The following is a 15,625-nucleotide window of genomic DNA, read 5'->3' as shown; positions in this document are numbered from 1 at the left end:
TTTCAGCCGTGACGCACGGCCTGGGGCGTAAGCAGCCGTTCGGCCAGAACACCGAACATCAGCCCCAGACTACCCCACAGAACAAGCTGCATGCCCAGTGCTGCCTCCCGGAAGCGCCACAGTACGAGGGCGGGGAAATTGTCCGGCACCTCGTTCACATCGGGCAGCACCCATTGCAGCAGCGCGATCAGCACCACGAACACCGCCGCCCCGCACAGCGAGGCACTCCATTCACCCAGCCGCGCCACCAGCGCGCGGCCGGCAAGAACCGCCAGAACGAGCGCGCATAGCGAAAAGACCACCATCTCGAAATAGGTGGCCGTGCGCAGGCCGATCGTCTCCGGCGTGCCGACGCCAGGCGGGTTGGCCGGGTATTTGAGATCGGGCACGACAACCACCGCCAGAAATCCCGCCCCGGCCAGAAGCAGGGCGAGCATGCGCGGCGAAAAACGGCCAATCCGGCCATAAGCGGTTGCAAAGACCAGCGAAAACAGACCGCCATAGGCAGCACCATACATGACGGCGGCGGTCAGCATGCCGATGGATGCCTGCACCGCGCGGCTGACCAGTTCCGGCTCTGGCGCATCGCCTGCCGCCGCGTCCTGCGCCGCTTCATAAGCGATGGAAAGGGCGACCTGCGGTTCACCGAACACGCGGGCGAACACGAAGGCAAGGCAGGCGGCAAGAATACCAGCCAGCATGCCACGCAGCAGAAGGCGGCCCGCCATCAGCCAGCCCCCCGACCGGAAAGGGAGGAATGGAAATTCATTGTCAGATCTCCTGTCGGGAAAGCGCGTCCCGCAACGGAATTATTCTTTATCCACCGGGAGAGGTCTGACTTCCGCATGACGACATGCGATGTACAGTGGCGCGACCGTGCCGGAATCCCACCGGCTTCCCTCCCGCGGATCACGAGGGGCGCAGTCAATACCGCGCCCGCATCCAAGTCAATATCGCGCGGCCTACGGCGCAGCCGTGGCCGGGGACTGCGGCAGCGTCACCCTGCTGGCCTGACCCTGCGCCGCACGCCACTGCCGCAGCGCATCAAGCGTATGGGCGACATGGCCATCGGGCGAAAGCGCACTATAGGCGTAAATCACCTTGCCATCGGGCGCGATCACATAGGATGTGCGGTTGGCCCGGTTCAGCAGCGGCAGCCGGCTGTCATACTGCCGCGCGATCTGCCCCTTCGGGTCGGTTGCGACCATCAGGCGGCCATGGCCTTCGCTGACGGAAAAACGGTCGAGGGTTGGCAGGTCATCGGTCGAAACGCCGATCACCGTGGCGCCCAGCGCCGTGTACTGGTCCATGGCGGCAGCAAAATCGTGGGCTTCCATGGTGCAGCCACGGGTAAAGGCCGCAGGATAGAAATACACCACCACCGGCCCCTTGCGCAGCGCATCGGCCAGATGGAAGCTGAATTCACTGCCATTGCGCGTGGCCTGGGTATCAAACATCGGGGCCTGGCTGCCCACCGGCAACGCCGCGCGCGCGGGTGAGAAACACACGAACCCGGCAAACGCCAGCACCCCCGCCAGCGGCAGGCACAGCCCCGGCATGCACCAGCGCGAACGCCTGTAAAAATACCTCATGTTTCCTCACACCCTGAAAGCAGGGTTCCAGCCATCATGTGGCGGGCGGCAGGATCTGGCAGCCACCGCCACCCAGTCGCTGACAGACCTGTTCGGCAGCAGCGTGCGACAGGCCGGTCAGCCTTGCACGATAGACATGACCGCGTTGCGATGCAACGCTGGCGACCTGCGTGCGCACCCCGCTGTAGGAAACCCTGGCCTTTGCCTGCCCCGCCGCATGTTCGGCCTGCCCGGCGGAACCGAAGGCGCCCACCTGCACCGCCCAGTCATGTCCACCCGCCATGCTGATGACCCCGGGATGCACCGCAGCCGATGTCATGGGGGTCACGCCGCTCTGTTCACGCGCGCTCCATGCCGCACGGACAGCGGCAGCTTCGGGCGACGGGGTCTCGGCTACCGTATCCTGCGGTGCGGCGGCCATCAGGGTGCGGGCGCGGTTTCGTCCGCCACGGCTGTTCTGCGCCGCCTGCGCGCGGGCCAGTGCGCGCGCTTCCACCAGCAGGTCCGCCTGCGAGCGGTTGAGCGGCGTGCTGCCCGCGATCTTCGGTCCGATGGAGGCTACGTAATCGCGGGTTTCCTTGGGCAGGGTGTGGTAGCGGTCCAGAAAATCATCCAGCCGTCCCGGCCCGCTGTTATAGGCGGCAAGAAAGCCGGGGGAGCCGTAAATGTCGTACATCTCGCGGATGTAGGCGGTGCCTGCCACGATGTTGTCATGGGGTTCATAGGCATCGGGGCCGAGGCTGTAGCGCGCGCGCATCTCGTCATAAGTGGGCGGCATGAGCTGCATGAGCCCCATCGCACCGGGCAGCGAGGTCACGAACTGCCCGTTACGGTAAAGCTGGCCACCGGATTCGCGCTGCATGACCTGCCTGATCCAGACGGCGGGCACGTCGAAGCGCTGCGACGCCTCGGTAATATACGGTCCCCATGGATCGTCCGGCGGGCCGGGCGGGGTATAGCTGGTATGGGCGCGGGCGCGATAGGTATCGGCTTCGTCCATCATCTGCGCTTCGGTCATGGGGCGTGGCCCCTGCGCGCAGGCGGCCAGAAAACCCGCGAATGCCAGCGCCAGCCACCGCACGGCCCCGCGCGTAGTGGTGGACCGGGCGACCGGGGCCGCCTGCCCACATTCGTCAGATGCCGGTTCCACTACTGCCTGCGCTGTTGCCATGTCCTGCCGTTATCCCGCTCATGCCCATGTTCCCATGGTGGACATGCCAGCATGGCCCCATCCGACGGGAGGGCCGCACCATAACAGCGCGGCTCCAGCTTGCGCAATCCTGATGCGCAGGCTGCGTACATGCCATTTCCCGCCCGGAATTAAAGGGAGTTATTCCTCGGTGCAGGTCGCGGGGTCGGGACCGGTGCGATGGCTGGGGCTGTCCAGTGCCGCAAGGTCACGCATGTCCTCATCCGTCAGCTTGAAGCTGAATGTCTGCAGGTTGGCGCGCATGCGTTCGGGATGCGCACTTTTGGGAATGGGCACCGAGCCGGTCTGTACTATCCAGCGCAGCATGACCTGTGCGGGGGTCTTGCCATGACGTTCCGCTACGCGGTTGAGGACCGGATTCTCCATCACCGCGCCACGGCCCAGCGGACTCCACGCTTCGGTCAGGATGCCGTGCTTGCGGTGCATGGCGCGCAGGCCCGACTGCGCGAAATCGACGTGCATCTCGATCTGGTTGACGGCGGGCACCACGCCGGTTTCGTCAATCAGGCGCTGGATGTGTTCAGGCAGGAAGTTGGACACCCCGATGGAGCGTACATGGCCATCCTTCTGCAACTGGATCATTGCCTTCCAGCTTTCCACATACAGGTCCTTGGCCGGAAGCGGCCAGTGGATGAGGTAGAGGTCGACATAACTCATCTTCAGCCGTTCAAGGCTGCGTTCGAACGCGCGCAGGGTGCTGTCGAAGCCATGGTCGGCCCCGCGCAGCTTGGTGGTGACGAAAATATCCTCACGCCCGACATCGAAACTGAGCAGCCCCGTACCCACCCCGCTTTCATTGCCGTAACGCGCTGCGGTATCAAACAGCCTGTACCCCGCCGCCAGCGCTTCACGCACCGCCGCTTCGGCCTGCGGGTTATCCAGTGGATAGGTGCCGAAACCGATCGCGGGAATCCTGTATCCGTCATTGAGGGTAAGCAGGGGAATCGTGGTCATGGTCATTCCTTCGCCAGACGCTCCCGGCAGCAACTGACCCCGCGCGGGCGGCGGGGCGGCGATCTGGCCGGGGCAGGACGTGTCGCCTATGGTCAGGGTAACGATGCCCGGCCCCGTTTGGTTTATGCCCAGTTTTCATTACTGGGCTGCATATGGTTCATTGTCCCCGCTCAGAAAGGACAGACATGACCGATACCCCCACCCCGCCTGCCGCCGATCTTCACCACACGATCCTGACGATCGATACGCATATCGACATCCCGTGGCCCGACCGGAACGATTTCGCCACTGGCGCGCCGTCGCGCCGGGTGGACCTGCCGCGCATGCGCGCCGGTGGGCTGGGGGCGGCGTGCCTTGTAGCCTATGTGGGACAGGGCGCGTGCGATGCGGCGGGTCATGCCGCGGCGTCGGACCGGGCGCTGGCCATGCTGCGCGTAATCGCGGACACCGGCCAGATACCGGGCGTGCAGGTATGCGATACGGTCGAGGGCGTACGCGCCGCCCATGCGGCGGGTGACATCGTCATCATTCCCGCCGTCGAAAACGGCTACACGATCGGCGAGGACCTGTCCCTGATCGCCGCGTTCCGCAAACTGGGCGCGCGGTACATGACGCTGACCCATAACGGGCATAACCGTCTGGCCGATTCGGCCCGGCCGATGCAGCACCTGCAGGACCCCGAAAGCATCCATGGCGGCCTGTCGGCGCTGGGCCGCGACGCGGTGGCGGAAATGAACCGCCTTGGCATGCTGGTCGATGTTTCCCACACCGCGCGCAGCACGATGATGCAGGCCGTCGAACTGTCACGCGCGCCGGTATTCGCCAGCCATTCCTGCGTGCGTGCCCTGTGCGATCATCCGCGCAACCTTGATGATACGCAGCTTGACGCGCTGAAGGCGTGTGGCGGAGTGATCCACATTACCGCCATGGACGCTTTCCTGCGCCCGCGCGACGTGCGCGACACGCGGGCCGTGACCGTGGCGGATTTCGTGGACCATATCGATTACGCCGTGCAGCGAATCGGTATCGAACATGTCGGCATCTCGTCCGATTTCGATGGCGGCGGCGGAATACGCGGCTGGGCCAATGCTGCTGAATCCGGCAACCTGACCGCCGAACTGCTGCGGCGCGGCTATGATCGCGACCAGATCGCGGCGCTGTGGGGAGAGAATTTCCTGCGCATCATGAAGCAGGCGGAAGAGGTGGCGGACACGATCGCGTGACCGTCATATCCCGCCCGCTCTGGATCACGCGCGCCCAACGGGCTATATCCTGTGCCGTACTGACCGAATATGGAACAAGAAATGACCACCAGCACTGACTACAAGGTCAAGGATCTCTCGCTTGCCGAGTGGGGACGCAAGGAAATCTCGATCGCGGAAGGCGAAATGCCCGGCCTCATGGCGCTCCGTGAGGAATATGGCGCGTCCCAGCCGCTGAAGGGCGCGCGGATCGCGGGCTGCCTGCACATGACGATCCAGACCGCCGTCCTGATCGAGACCCTGACGGCGCTGGGGGCCACGGTCCGCTGGTCGTCATGCAACATCTTCTCGACGCAGGATCAGGCCGCGGCCGCCATCGCAGCCACGGGCGTGCCCGTCTTCGCATGGAAGGGCCTGACGGAAGACGAATTCAACTGGTGCATCGAGCAGACCGTCCGCGGTCCCGATGGCTGGACGCCGAACATGATCCTGGATGATGGCGGCGACCTGACCGTCCTCATGCACGACAAGTATCCCGAGCTGCTCAAGGACGTGCGTGGCCTGTCGGAAGAGACGACAACGGGCGTCCATCGCCTGTGGGAGATGGAAAAGAAGGGCACGCTCAAGGTTCCCGCCATCAACGTCAATGACAGCGTGACCAAGTCCAAGTTCGACAACCTGTATGGCTGCCGCGAAAGCCTGGTGGACGCCATCCGCCGTGGCACGGACGTGATGATGGCCGGCAAGGTTGCCGTCGTTGCCGGTTATGGCGATGTGGGCAAGGGTTCCGCCGCGTCCCTGCGCAACGCGGGCTGCCGCGTGCTGGTGACCGAAGTGGACCCCATCTGCGCGCTGCAGGCCGCAATGGAAGGCTACGAGGTCGTGACGATGGAAGAAGCCGCCCCGCGTGGCGACATCTTCGTAACCGCCACGGGCAATGTGGACATCATCACGCTCGACCACATGCGCGAGATGAAGCACCGCGCCATCGTGTGCAACATCGGTCACTTCGATTCCGAAATCCAGATCGGCGCCCTGCGCAACTTCACATGGGACAACATCAAGCCGCAGGTGGATGAGGTCGTCTTCCCCGATAGCAAGCGCCTGATCGTGCTGTCCGAAGGCCGTCTGGTGAACCTGGGCAACGCGACGGGCCACCCGTCCTTCGTGATGTCCGCGTCCTTCACCAACCAGACGCTGGCGCAGATCGAACTGTGGACGGCACCGGCGGGCAAATACGAAAACAGGGTCTACACCCTGCCCAAGGTACTGGACGAAAAGGTTGCCGCACTCCATCTGGCGAAGGTGGGTGCCCACCTGTCCCGGATGACCAAGGAACAGGCAGCCTACATTGACGTGCCCGTAAACGGCCCGTTCAAGAACGACCTGTACCGTTACTAAGCACCGCCAGAGTCCCTGATATACGCTTGACCGGTCCGGCACCCGCCGGGCCGGACCCTGCGATGGAGAGAGAATATGAGCATCTTCGGTTCAATCATGTCCAAGATCTTCGAATATACGGGACTCAGCCACGCTGATGCCGCGACACCGGCGGCAGCCCCCGCTGCTGCCCCGGCCGCCGCTGCGGCTCCGGCTGCTTCCGCCGCTCCGGCCCAGCCGGTGGACGTGGATGCGGTTCTGGCCGCCATGGCCGCCAGGAACCCCGAAAAGCTGAACTGGCAGACATCCATCGTCGATCTGATGAAGCTGCTCGGGCTGGACAGTTCCCTTGCCGCGCGCAAGGAACTGGCGTCGGAACTGCACTACACCGGCGACATCAGTGATTCCGCGTCCATGAACATCTGGCTGCATGCCCAGGTGATGCAGAAACTGGCGCAGAATGGCGGCAAGGTCTCCCCCGATCTGATGAAATGACGCCAGGCGGGACGGGCGCGCGTGGCAGCCAGCCATCGCGCGCCCGTTTTGCATACCGGCCCCACCAAGCGACACGACAGCCGCCACGATACGCGGCATGACGGAAGGATACGCGATGGAGACCGTGCCCGATTTTCCCATGACGGACAGCGCAACCCTGTCGTCGGGCATGTCATCAGCCTCTTCCGTGTCCAACGGTCTGGTCTGGGCCATTGCCTGCCGCGCAGGCCAGAAGCCTGAACGCCTGACCGATGAACAGATCGCCCGCGCGCTTGAAGGCGGCGACCCCGCCACACCGGGGGCATGGGTCTGGCTGCATTACGATATCGTCCATACATCCACCCGTGCCCATATACAGGCCATACCCTGCCTGCCCGAAGAAGTGCGTCTGGCGCTTGGCAGCACGGACCGGGGCACGAATGTGGAAGCCGAGGGCGACATCGTATATGGCGCGCTGCCCGGCTTTGACGATGCCATGTCGGAAGATGACAAGAACCTTTCCGCATGGCGTTTCGCGGTCCTGCCGACCCTGCTCATCACCACCCGCCGACAGCCGGTGCCGGCGCTGGGGGTGGTCTATCGCACGCTCCAGCGCATCGAATCCTTTGATTCCCCTGCGGAAGTGGTCGATTATACGCTGCTTGAATTCGCCGATACCGTCCGCCGCAACATCGCCATGCTCGATGACCAGCTGGACCGCGCGGAAGACCTGCTGCTGACACTGGACCAGCACACGGATTTCGGTCGCATAAGCGGACTGATCGGTCGGGTCCGTCGCCGTTCGACCGAACTGCGGCGCGTGATTTCGCCCGTGGACCGCATTTTCCATAACGAGGATCTGGAACTGCCCGAATGGGCGGAAGATGACATACGCGACCGGTCGCAACGCCAGATCCACGCGGCGCTTGATGACCTTCTGGCGCTACAGGACCGCGCGCGCTCGCTACAGGACGAACTGGCATCGGGACAGGCGGAAGAAACCAACCGCCGCCTTTATACCGTGTCGATCGTGACCACCCTCATGCTGCCCGCCACATTCGTCACCGGCTTTTTCGGCATGAATACAGGGGGCATGTTCCTGGCATCCGGCGCGATGGGCACGGTGGAGGCCGGTGGGATCTGCTTCCTGTTCATGATGATTACGTGGCTGCTGCTCAAGGTCATGAAACTGCTCTAGGCAGGCAATAGACGGGCTGCCTGAAAGACCGGCCTGCATGCCAGATCAGGCCGCAGCGCCCTTCATGTCGACGATAGCAGGCCCCTGCCCGACATGATGTCATGAAAAGGGCATAAGCGCCGTATGGGCCTGTAGTGGCAGGCCATGATTACGGGATGGCCGCGATGCCAAATGCTGCGTCCGGCAGGCGGAAGAACCCTTAATGGATTGAATTGAGGCCCAAACGCAAAAAACGGCCCCGAAAGGCCGTCTTTTAATCCGCTGATCTTCTGTAGAAGATCTGGAGCGGGCGATGGGATTCGAACCCACGACCCCAACCTTGGCAAGGTTGTGCTCTACCCCTGAGCTACGCCCGCGCTCCGCGTCGGTGAGGCGGTTTCTAAGCCAATGCCGCAGGGTGCGCAAGGGGGTAAAATGCTTTTTTCGAAGTTTTTTTCATCGGGGCAGAAGGCGGTTGCGGGTACGGCCCGGAATGCCAATCTATTACGCAGCGATATGAATCAGTCCCCATGGGTATCCGGGCCACAGCACCCACCCCATGGTGGCCGCACACCGACAGGATACAGAACCAGATGGACTACATTATCGGCCAGACACCCCGGCCTGCCAGTTCCGGTCCCGCAGCCGCCAGCCCCGCTGGCGCGCCGGACCCGGTCATGGACGGCACGCAGAACACCTTCATGCGCGATGTGGTGGAAGCCAGTCGTAACCTGCCGGTGCTGGTCGATTTCTGGGCGACATGGTGCAAGCCGTGCAAACAGCTTACGCCTGTTCTGGAAAAGGTGGTGCGCGCCGCAGGCGGACGCGTGCGGCTGGTGAAGGTGGATGTGGACGCCAATCAGGCGCTGGTGCAGCAGCTTGGGCAGATCGGGCTGCCGGTGCAGTCCGTGCCGCTGGTCGCGGCTTTCTGGCAGGGACAGATACTGGACCTGTTTCAGGGCGCCAAACCGGAAAGCGAAGTGCGCCGCTTCATCGAAAACGTGCTGAAGGCAGGCGGCGGCGCCCTGCCTGCCGCCGACCTGATCGATGCGGCCCGTGCCGCGATGGAAGAAGGCCGGGCGGAAGCCGCTGCCGGGCTGTTTTCGCAGGTTCTGGAAATCGAGCCCGAGAACCCTGCCGCATGGGGCGGCCTTGCCCGCGCGCTGATTGAAATGGGCGATGAGGAAGGGGCAGAGACGGCGCTTCAGGATGCGCCCGCGTCCATCGCCAGCCATGCCGAGATCACGGGTGCCAGGGCTGCGCTGGAACTCAAGCGCGAAGGCCGCAAGGCCGCCGAGGAAGCAGAGGAGATCCGCGCCCGTCTGGCAGCCAACCCCAGGGATTACGCAGCCCGCTTTGAACTGGCCGCCGCCCTGAACGCGGCGGGCAAGCGCGCGCAGGCCGCCGATGAACTGCTGACCATCATGAAGGCGGACCGGACGTGGAATGACGACGCGGCCCGCCTGCAACTGATCCGCCTGTTCGAGGCATGGGGCCAGACGGACCCCGACACCATCGCCGCGCGGCGGCGCATGTCCTCGCTGCTGTTTTCGTGACGCGGCATGACAACAGGGGAAGTGTCATCATCCATGATGACATTCCCCGTCACATTCCGCAGCTTGGCGACATCACGCTGGCGGATTTCCCGGCGGAACTGGGGCTGTTCCCGCTTGATGAAGCGCTACTGCTGCCGCAGGGCCGCCTGCCGCTGAACGTGTTCGAACCCCGCTATGTCGCGCTGGTTGAAGACGCGCTGGCCAGCAACCGCCTGATCGGCATGATCCAGCCCCGCCCGCTGGAAGGGATGGGGGATACCGGTCCCGGTGACGATACCGTCACCGATCCCGGCATGGATGATGGCTACAGCGATACCCCGCCCCTGTATGGAATCGGGTGCGTGGGGCGGATCACCGCCATGACCGAACGGGTGGATGGCACCTACGCCATTACGCTGACCGGCATCGCGCGTTTCCGCCTGCTGCGCGAGACGGCGCTGCGCCGGGGCTACCGGGTGGGACGGATCGACGTATCCTCCTTCGTATCGGACCTGACGGATAGCGGGGATGACATTCCCTTTGACCGGGAAGGGCTGCTGAACGCGCTGCATGATTTCTGTGAGGCACAGGGCGTGAGCACGCATTGGGAAGCCCTGCGCCAGATGGATGATGCCGCCCTGCTGGTCACGCTGCCCATGATCTGCCCCTTCGGCACGGCGCCCCGGCAGATGATGCTGGAAGCGCCCACCCCGGCCGCGCGCGCGCAGATCCTGCGCAATCTGCTGGACGGGGCTGGACACGAACCCGATGAGGGTGCATCCCCCTCGTAACTGATGTCGCATGTAATACTGCAACCTGCACGGGATATGCCGCCATGACTGAAAAGCCACCCGCACCGCCACTTGATCCCCGGCTGCTGTCCGTCCTTGTCTGCCCCGTGACCAAGGGGCCGCTGGTCTATGACCGCGAGGCTGGCGAACTGATCAGCAAGCGCGCCGGACTGGCCTTTCCGGTCCGCGATGGCATTCCCATCATGCTGCCCGACGAAGCCCGCCGACTGGACGCCTGAACCACAGCCCTGCCGCCCGTGTCTCCAGTCAGGGACACGGAACCGGCAGTCAGTTTCATGGTTTTACGCCGCCGGGGGCACCGGCATACCGTCGATCAGACGCACGCCATCCAGCCATGCCGCCGCCAGCAGGCGCGCGGACATGCCCGGTGGAAGGGCAGTCAGGGGCTGCAGGTCGGCCTCGGCGCGCAGTTCGACATATTCCACGCGTTCAAATCCTGCCGCCGTCAGGTCCTGCGCGACTTTCGCCAGTGCGGGGACGACCTCCGCGCCGCCCGCGATTGCCCGTGCGCAGGCTTCAAGCGCACGCGGCAGGGCCACCGCCGCCTGCCGCATGGACGCGCCCAGTCGGCGATTGCGCGATGACAGGGCCAGCCCGTCCGCTTCGCGCAGGGTGGGGCAGGATATGATCTCGACGGGCAGGTCAAGGTCGGTCACCATGCGGCGGATGACCTGCACCTGCTGGAAATCCTTCTCCCCAAACAAGGCGCGATCGGCCAGCGTCTGCATCAGCAGCTTGCACACAACCGTCGCCACGCCATCGAAATGGCCGGGACGCATGCCGCCGCACAATCCCTCCGACACGCCGGATACGGTTATGCGCGTGGCGAAGCCGGGCGGGTACATCTGCGCTGCCGTCGGGGCGTACAGCACGTCCACGCCCGCATCGGACAGAAGGCGCGAATCCGCCTCAAGCGTGCGGGGATAGGTTGCGAGATCATCGGCATTGTCGAACTGGATCGGATTGACAAACACCGTCACGATCACGCGGTCCGCCTGCTGCCGCGCGGCATGGACAAGGGACAGGTGACCCGCGTGCAGCGCACCCATTGTCGGGACCACCGCCACACGTTCCCCTGCCTGTTTCCATGCCCTGACCCGCGCGCGCAATGTGGCCACGGTGCTGAGGGTTTCCATCGGCTGCATTCACCCGGTTCCTTATCCACATCCCGCAACATGCGGGTGCATGGCGGGCGTGTGCTGCTTAACACCATTGTCCCCCCCCATGTGAAGGGCGTGGTGAAGGGATGGCTTTTCTGCTATGTCCACCCTTGCGTCATGCAGGAGGTTTTTTTGGCCCGTTTTCTTCCCGTTCTTGCTCTCTGCGGCATTGTGCTGTCACTGGCGGCATGCGCCAGCAATACGCCGGGATCGGTCAGGGACCGTTCGACATGGGCACGCTGGGGCTATGCCGAAGGGGTGAAGAACGCCGCCTCCCACTAACGCGGCCCTCTTCTTTGCCTGCCGCACGTTACATGACTGCCCTGCCTTACCTTCAGCTACGGGATGCCGGTTCTGCCGGCTGCTTGACTGTATGACCGATACTTCCGAACCCGCATGGTTCCCCATCGCGCTGCGGCTGGACGATGTCCGGGTGCTGGTGGTGGGCGGCGGCATGATCGCGGCGAACAAGGTCCGGCTTCTGCTGGCCCACCGGGCGAAGGTGGATGTCATCGCCACCCGTCTGGACGATGAAATGCGGCGGTGGGAGGAAGACGGCACGATCACCCATATCGCCACCACCGCCGATGAAGGCGCCCTGCGCGCTGCCCTGCCGGGCTGCCGGCTGGTCTATGCCGCAACCGACGACCGCGAAACCAACCGCGCCGTGGCCGCCATCGCGCGTGAGATGAACATTCCCGTCTGCGCGGTGGACGACCCGCAGCCTTCCACCTTCATCACCCCGGCCCAGATCCATCGCGGCCTTGTCCGCATCGCCATATCGACCGGCGGCGCGGCCCCGGTACTGGCCCGCCGCCTGCGCGAGCAGGTCGAAAGCTCCATACCCGAAGGCACGGGCGAACTGGCCATCTTCATGCAGCAGCAGCGCGAGTATGTGGGGCAGGCCTGCCCCGACATTTCACGCCGCAGGCGGGTATGGGAAACCTTCCTCGACGGTGCGGGCGCGCAGGCCGCCCGGCAGAACGAGACAGCCCGCGCGCGCGCCATACTGGATGACATCATCGCCGGCACCACCACGCGCGGTGAGGTCTGGCTGGTTGGCGCGGGGCCGGGGGACCCGGACCTTCTGACGCTGCGCGCGCTGCACATGATGCAGAACGCCGATTCCGTGCTGTATGACCAGTTACTCTCCCCCGCCCTGCTGGACCGGGTACGGCGGGATGCGGAACTGGTGTTCGTGGGCAAGCGCCGCAACCGGCACACCATGCCGCAGGAAGAAATAAACGCCGAGCTGGTACGCCGCGCGCAGGCGGGCCAGCGCGTGCTGCGGCTGAAGGGTGGCGACCCGTTCGTGTTCGGGCGGGGGGGCGAGGAAATCGAGGCCCTGCTGGAATCCGCCATCCCGTTTCAGGTCGTGCCCGGCATTACCGCCGCCAATGGCTGCGCGGCCTATGCCGGTATCCCGCTGACCCACCGCGACTGCGCGCAGGCGTGCATGTTCGTGACCGGCCATGCCCGTGCCGACGGGACGCTGCACCTGCCATGGGACAGCATGGCCCGACCGGGACAGACCGTGGTGATCTACATGGGTGTATCCGCCCTGCCCGCGCTGTGCGCCAGACTTGAGGAACATGGATTGCCCGCCGACTGGCCCGCCGCCATTGTCGAACGCGGCACAAGGGCTGACCAGCGTGTGCTGACCGGCACCCTCGCCAGCCTGCCCCGGCAGGCCGCAAGCGCAGGCGTGGGCAGTCCGGCGCTGATAATCGTGGGGGAAGTCGTCCGGCACCGGGTCATTTCTCCCGCCTGACCGCATGGCGCCACGGTGCTGCCGTACACGATTTGTTATGAATTTACGGCAACTTTCATTGTATTGAGCGCAATGAGCCACTGAACGGTCAGGGAGGCCATGCCAGACTTACCGGCAGGAAACGCACGCAGCTCACATGCTGTCGCCCGCGCGTTCTTACCATGGATAGATCGCCTTCCCCCCGGCTGGATGGGTTTCAGCCTGCGCACATGGTGTTCGCTTGTCCTCGGGCTGGCGACCGCTTTCTGGGTCCAGATCGACAACCCGCTTCTGGTCGGCGTTACGGTCATGATCCTGGCCCAGCCATTGCGGGGACAGGCCCTGTCCAAGGCGTTTTACCGGCTGCTGGGTACCGTGGTGGGCATGGGTGTGTCCATCGTGCTTGTGGCGGTGTGGAATGAACAGCGTGGGCCATTCCTTGGCGGGGTCGCGCTGTGGCTTGCCGCCTGCGCGTTTGTCGGCTCGCTGGAACGCGACTTCCGTTCCTATGGCGCGCTGCTGTCGGGCTATACCGTCGCCCTTGTGGCGGTAAACTGCATCGACACGCCCCAGAATGTTTTCAACGTTGCCGTCTCCCGGGCTTCAGCCATTTCCATCGGGGTATTCGCGGTGGCGGTGGTCAATATCCTCTCCGGCTCGCCCGAAGCATGGCGTGGCCTTGCGGACGGGCTTGAAAAGCTGACCCAGCCCATCAGTGCCACGGCACGCGCCGCCCTGCTGCATCTGTATGACCGGGGGGCACAGGCGGACGTGAAGCTGGGGTCACGCATTCTCGCCCTGACCACGCGCCTGTCCTATGCCCGCACGGAACTGGAACGGGGTGGCGCACGCGCCAACGGGGCGCGTCTGGCCATGGTGTCGATGCTCAACGTACTGGACTGCGCGCGCGGACTGGGGCGGCAGGCCGGTCGCGCCAACATCGACCCCGTGATTGACGACGCCATTGCCCGGACCGCCCGGCAACGGGAACTGCGCGGCGATCAGGTGGCTTTCACCGTCCATATCCTCAATACCATCCGGGCGGATCTGCCCGGTCATGTGCCCAATGCGGACGAAGCCTTCGCCATCGAACGCGCGGCGCGCATGCTGGCCGCACGCATCAATTCCCATGTGGGCCAAGCCATGCTGGCGGGCAGAAAGAAGGTGGATGCCCATTGCGGAACCATCCCGATCGCCACCCAGCCCAATTACGGACTGGCGCTGATCGGCGCGCTGCGGGTGCTGATCGGCTTTTCGTTCGCGGCGGGTGTATGCGTGATAACCGGCCTGCCGGGGGCGACCGTCGCGCTGGCCCAGACCGCGCTGACGCTGACACTGGCGGCGACCAATGTGGATACGGCCCGTTTTGGCATGGGGGCTGTAATCGGCATCCCGTGCAGCGTGCTGGCCGCGGCCGTGCTGAACTTCATTGTCCTGCTGCACGGGGCGGACATGCCGTTCCTGGCGCTGAGCCTGCTGCCGCAGACATTTATTGCGTGCCTGCTGCTGATGCAGCCCGCAACGGCTGCGATCGGGTTCAATTACGGTGTCTTCTTCTTCGCCATACTGGGGCTGGACAATCACCAGAGCTACAACCCCACCGAATTCCTCAACCGCAACATCTTCTACCTGCTGGCGGCACTGCTGGCCTTCATCATTCTTGTCCTGCTGTTTCCCCCTTCCCCGCGCAGGCAGCGGTTCTGGATGGCCGCGACCATCGTGCGTGCGCTGGAGCGCCAGATGAAGGGCCATGGCGAAGCACAGGGTCCCGCCCATCTGACCCGCAGTTTTGACCGGCTGGCGCAGATGCAGTTCTGGACCGAGCTGCTGCCCGCCACCGGCAGCAGCCGCAACCAGATCGAAAGCTTTACCGCCCTTGCGGAACTCGACATGGCCCTTGCACGCGCCCGCGCCTATGCAAGGCAGGCACGCGACATTGCAGCACTGCGTCCCGCCGCCGAAATGGCGGAACGCGAACTGGTGGTACACGCCCCGATGGCCATGAACGAGCAGATACACAGGGCGCTGGATGCCGTTCCCGCCCCTGCGGTGGACCAGCCGTTACCGACACAGGTTGCGGCCATAAACCTGCTGGCCGGGCTGAACGCCGCGCTGCGTGCATGGCAGGTCGCCCTGCCCCGCCTGCGCCATTACGGCATCGTCAACATGAAGAAGGGGCTGTGATGCGACAGGTTGTCGATGTGGAAGGCGTGCTGGTTTCGGCCTTCGTCATGAATCTGGGGCTGGCGCTGTGCACGCTGCTGGTGCTGCGTGGCCTGCTGTCATGGCTCAACCTGTGGCGGTTCATATGGAACCCGCCACTGGCGCAATTCGGGCTGCTGATCTGCCTTGTCGGCCTGTATACACTGATCCTGTGAA

16 protein-coding genes, 1 tRNA gene and 1 riboswitch are annotated in these 15,625 nt (G+C 64.5%); of the genes, 11 read left to right on the top strand and 6 right to left on the bottom strand.

From position 1 onward, the window contains the following. Positions 1–2: 2 nt before the first annotated feature. From ACBR42_RS08225 to ACBR42_RS08210, 4 genes are all read right to left on the bottom strand, one after another. The gene (locus tag ACBR42_RS08225; RefSeq protein WP_118963597.1) at positions 3–728 is read right to left on the bottom strand and encodes a CbtA family protein; all 726 of its coding nucleotides are present in this window, start codon (positions 726–728) and stop codon (positions 3–5) included. Positions 729–752: 24 nt separating this feature from the next. Next, a riboswitch (cobalamin riboswitch) is annotated at positions 753–944 on the bottom strand. An 18-nt stretch (positions 945–962) separates the two neighbouring features. Beyond that, entirely contained in the window at positions 963–1,592 is a 630-nt protein-coding gene (locus ACBR42_RS08220) for a peroxiredoxin (protein WP_102325394.1), read from the bottom strand. A 34-nt stretch (positions 1,593–1,626) separates the two neighbouring features. Continuing rightward, positions 1,627–2,763: a lytic transglycosylase domain-containing protein gene (locus ACBR42_RS08215; protein ID WP_118962734.1), complete on the bottom strand. Its 1,137-nt coding sequence runs from the start codon at positions 2,761–2,763 to the stop codon at positions 1,627–1,629. 159 nt (positions 2,764–2,922) lie between these two features. Further along, the gene (locus ACBR42_RS08210; protein ID WP_371207704.1) at positions 2,923–3,756 is read right to left on the bottom strand and encodes an aldo/keto reductase; all 834 of its coding nucleotides are present in this window, start codon (positions 3,754–3,756) and stop codon (positions 2,923–2,925) included. Positions 3,757–3,941: 185 nt separating this feature from the next. On the opposite strand from ACBR42_RS08210, the gene ACBR42_RS08205 reads away from it, so the two are divergent. The 4 genes from ACBR42_RS08205 (at position 3,942) to ACBR42_RS08190 (ending at position 8,010) form a co-directional block, all read left to right on the top strand. Next, positions 3,942–4,979: a dipeptidase gene (locus ACBR42_RS08205; RefSeq protein WP_371207703.1), complete on the top strand. Its 1,038-nt coding sequence runs from the start codon at positions 3,942–3,944 to the stop codon at positions 4,977–4,979. Between the two features lie 81 nt (positions 4,980–5,060). Then, positions 5,061–6,359, top strand: coding sequence for an adenosylhomocysteinase (gene ahcY, locus ACBR42_RS08200; RefSeq protein WP_371207702.1), 1,299 nt, complete (start codon positions 5,061–5,063; stop codon positions 6,357–6,359). Positions 6,360–6,434: 75 nt separating this feature from the next. Beyond that, complete coding sequence (locus ACBR42_RS08195; RefSeq protein WP_371207701.1) at positions 6,435–6,833, top strand: DUF3597 domain-containing protein; 399 nt, start codon at positions 6,435–6,437, stop codon at positions 6,831–6,833. Between the two features lie 97 nt (positions 6,834–6,930). Next, entirely contained in the window at positions 6,931–8,010 is a 1,080-nt protein-coding gene (locus ACBR42_RS08190) for a transporter (RefSeq protein ID WP_118962731.1), read from the top strand. A 281-nt stretch (positions 8,011–8,291) separates the two neighbouring features. Here ACBR42_RS08190 and ACBR42_RS08185 read toward each other — a convergent pair. After that, positions 8,292–8,366: transfer RNA gene (locus ACBR42_RS08185), tRNA-Gly, on the bottom strand. Positions 8,367–8,582: 216 nt separating this feature from the next. On the opposite strand from ACBR42_RS08185, the gene ACBR42_RS08180 reads away from it, so the two are divergent. The 3 genes from ACBR42_RS08180 to ACBR42_RS08170 are packed head-to-tail and all read left to right on the top strand — an operon-like array spanning position 8,583 to position 10,554. Beyond that, positions 8,583–9,545: a tetratricopeptide repeat protein gene (locus ACBR42_RS08180; RefSeq protein ID WP_102325388.1), complete on the top strand. Its 963-nt coding sequence runs from the start codon at positions 8,583–8,585 to the stop codon at positions 9,543–9,545. Then, entirely contained in the window at positions 9,542–10,315 is a 774-nt protein-coding gene (locus ACBR42_RS08175) for an LON peptidase substrate-binding domain-containing protein (RefSeq protein WP_102325387.1), read from the top strand. The genes ACBR42_RS08180 and ACBR42_RS08175 overlap by 4 nt, the downstream gene beginning before the upstream one ends. A 44-nt stretch (positions 10,316–10,359) precedes the next feature. Further along, positions 10,360–10,554: a Trm112 family protein gene (locus tag ACBR42_RS08170; protein ID WP_102325386.1), complete on the top strand. Its 195-nt coding sequence runs from the start codon at positions 10,360–10,362 to the stop codon at positions 10,552–10,554. A 63-nt stretch (positions 10,555–10,617) separates the two neighbouring features. On the opposite strand, the gene panC is transcribed toward ACBR42_RS08170, so the two are convergent. Then, positions 10,618–11,472, bottom strand: coding sequence for a pantoate--beta-alanine ligase (panC, locus tag ACBR42_RS08165; RefSeq protein WP_371207732.1), 855 nt, complete (start codon positions 11,470–11,472; stop codon positions 10,618–10,620). Positions 11,473–11,628: 156 nt separating this feature from the next. On the opposite strand from panC, the gene ACBR42_RS08160 reads away from it, so the two are divergent. The 4 genes from ACBR42_RS08160 (at position 11,629) to ACBR42_RS08145 (ending at position 15,624) form a co-directional block, all read left to right on the top strand. Beyond that, complete coding sequence (locus tag ACBR42_RS08160) at positions 11,629–11,778, top strand: hypothetical protein (protein ID WP_162900424.1); 150 nt, start codon at positions 11,629–11,631, stop codon at positions 11,776–11,778. 91 nt (positions 11,779–11,869) lie between these two features. Further along, entirely contained in the window at positions 11,870–13,267 is a 1,398-nt protein-coding gene (gene cysG / locus ACBR42_RS08155) for a siroheme synthase CysG (protein ID WP_371207700.1), read from the top strand. 189 nt (positions 13,268–13,456) lie between these two features. Further along, the gene (locus ACBR42_RS08150) at positions 13,457–15,430 is read left to right on the top strand and encodes an FUSC family protein (RefSeq protein ID WP_371207699.1); all 1,974 of its coding nucleotides are present in this window, start codon (positions 13,457–13,459) and stop codon (positions 15,428–15,430) included. Beyond that, positions 15,430–15,624 carry a DUF1656 domain-containing protein gene (locus ACBR42_RS08145; protein ID WP_102325382.1) on the top strand — a complete coding sequence of 65 codons (195 nt, stop codon included), beginning with the start codon at positions 15,430–15,432 and terminating at the stop codon, positions 15,622–15,624. Before ACBR42_RS08150 ends, ACBR42_RS08145 begins: the two co-directional genes overlap by 1 nt. The last annotated feature ends 1 nt before the right edge of the window (position 15,625 follow it).

Source organism: Komagataeibacter sp. SM21, assembly GCF_041402665.1.
Classification (GTDB): Bacteria; Pseudomonadota; Alphaproteobacteria; order Acetobacterales; family Acetobacteraceae; genus Komagataeibacter; species Komagataeibacter saccharivorans.
Note: the sequence above shows the minus strand (reverse complement) of the source record. Positions and strands in the feature narration are given on the sequence as shown.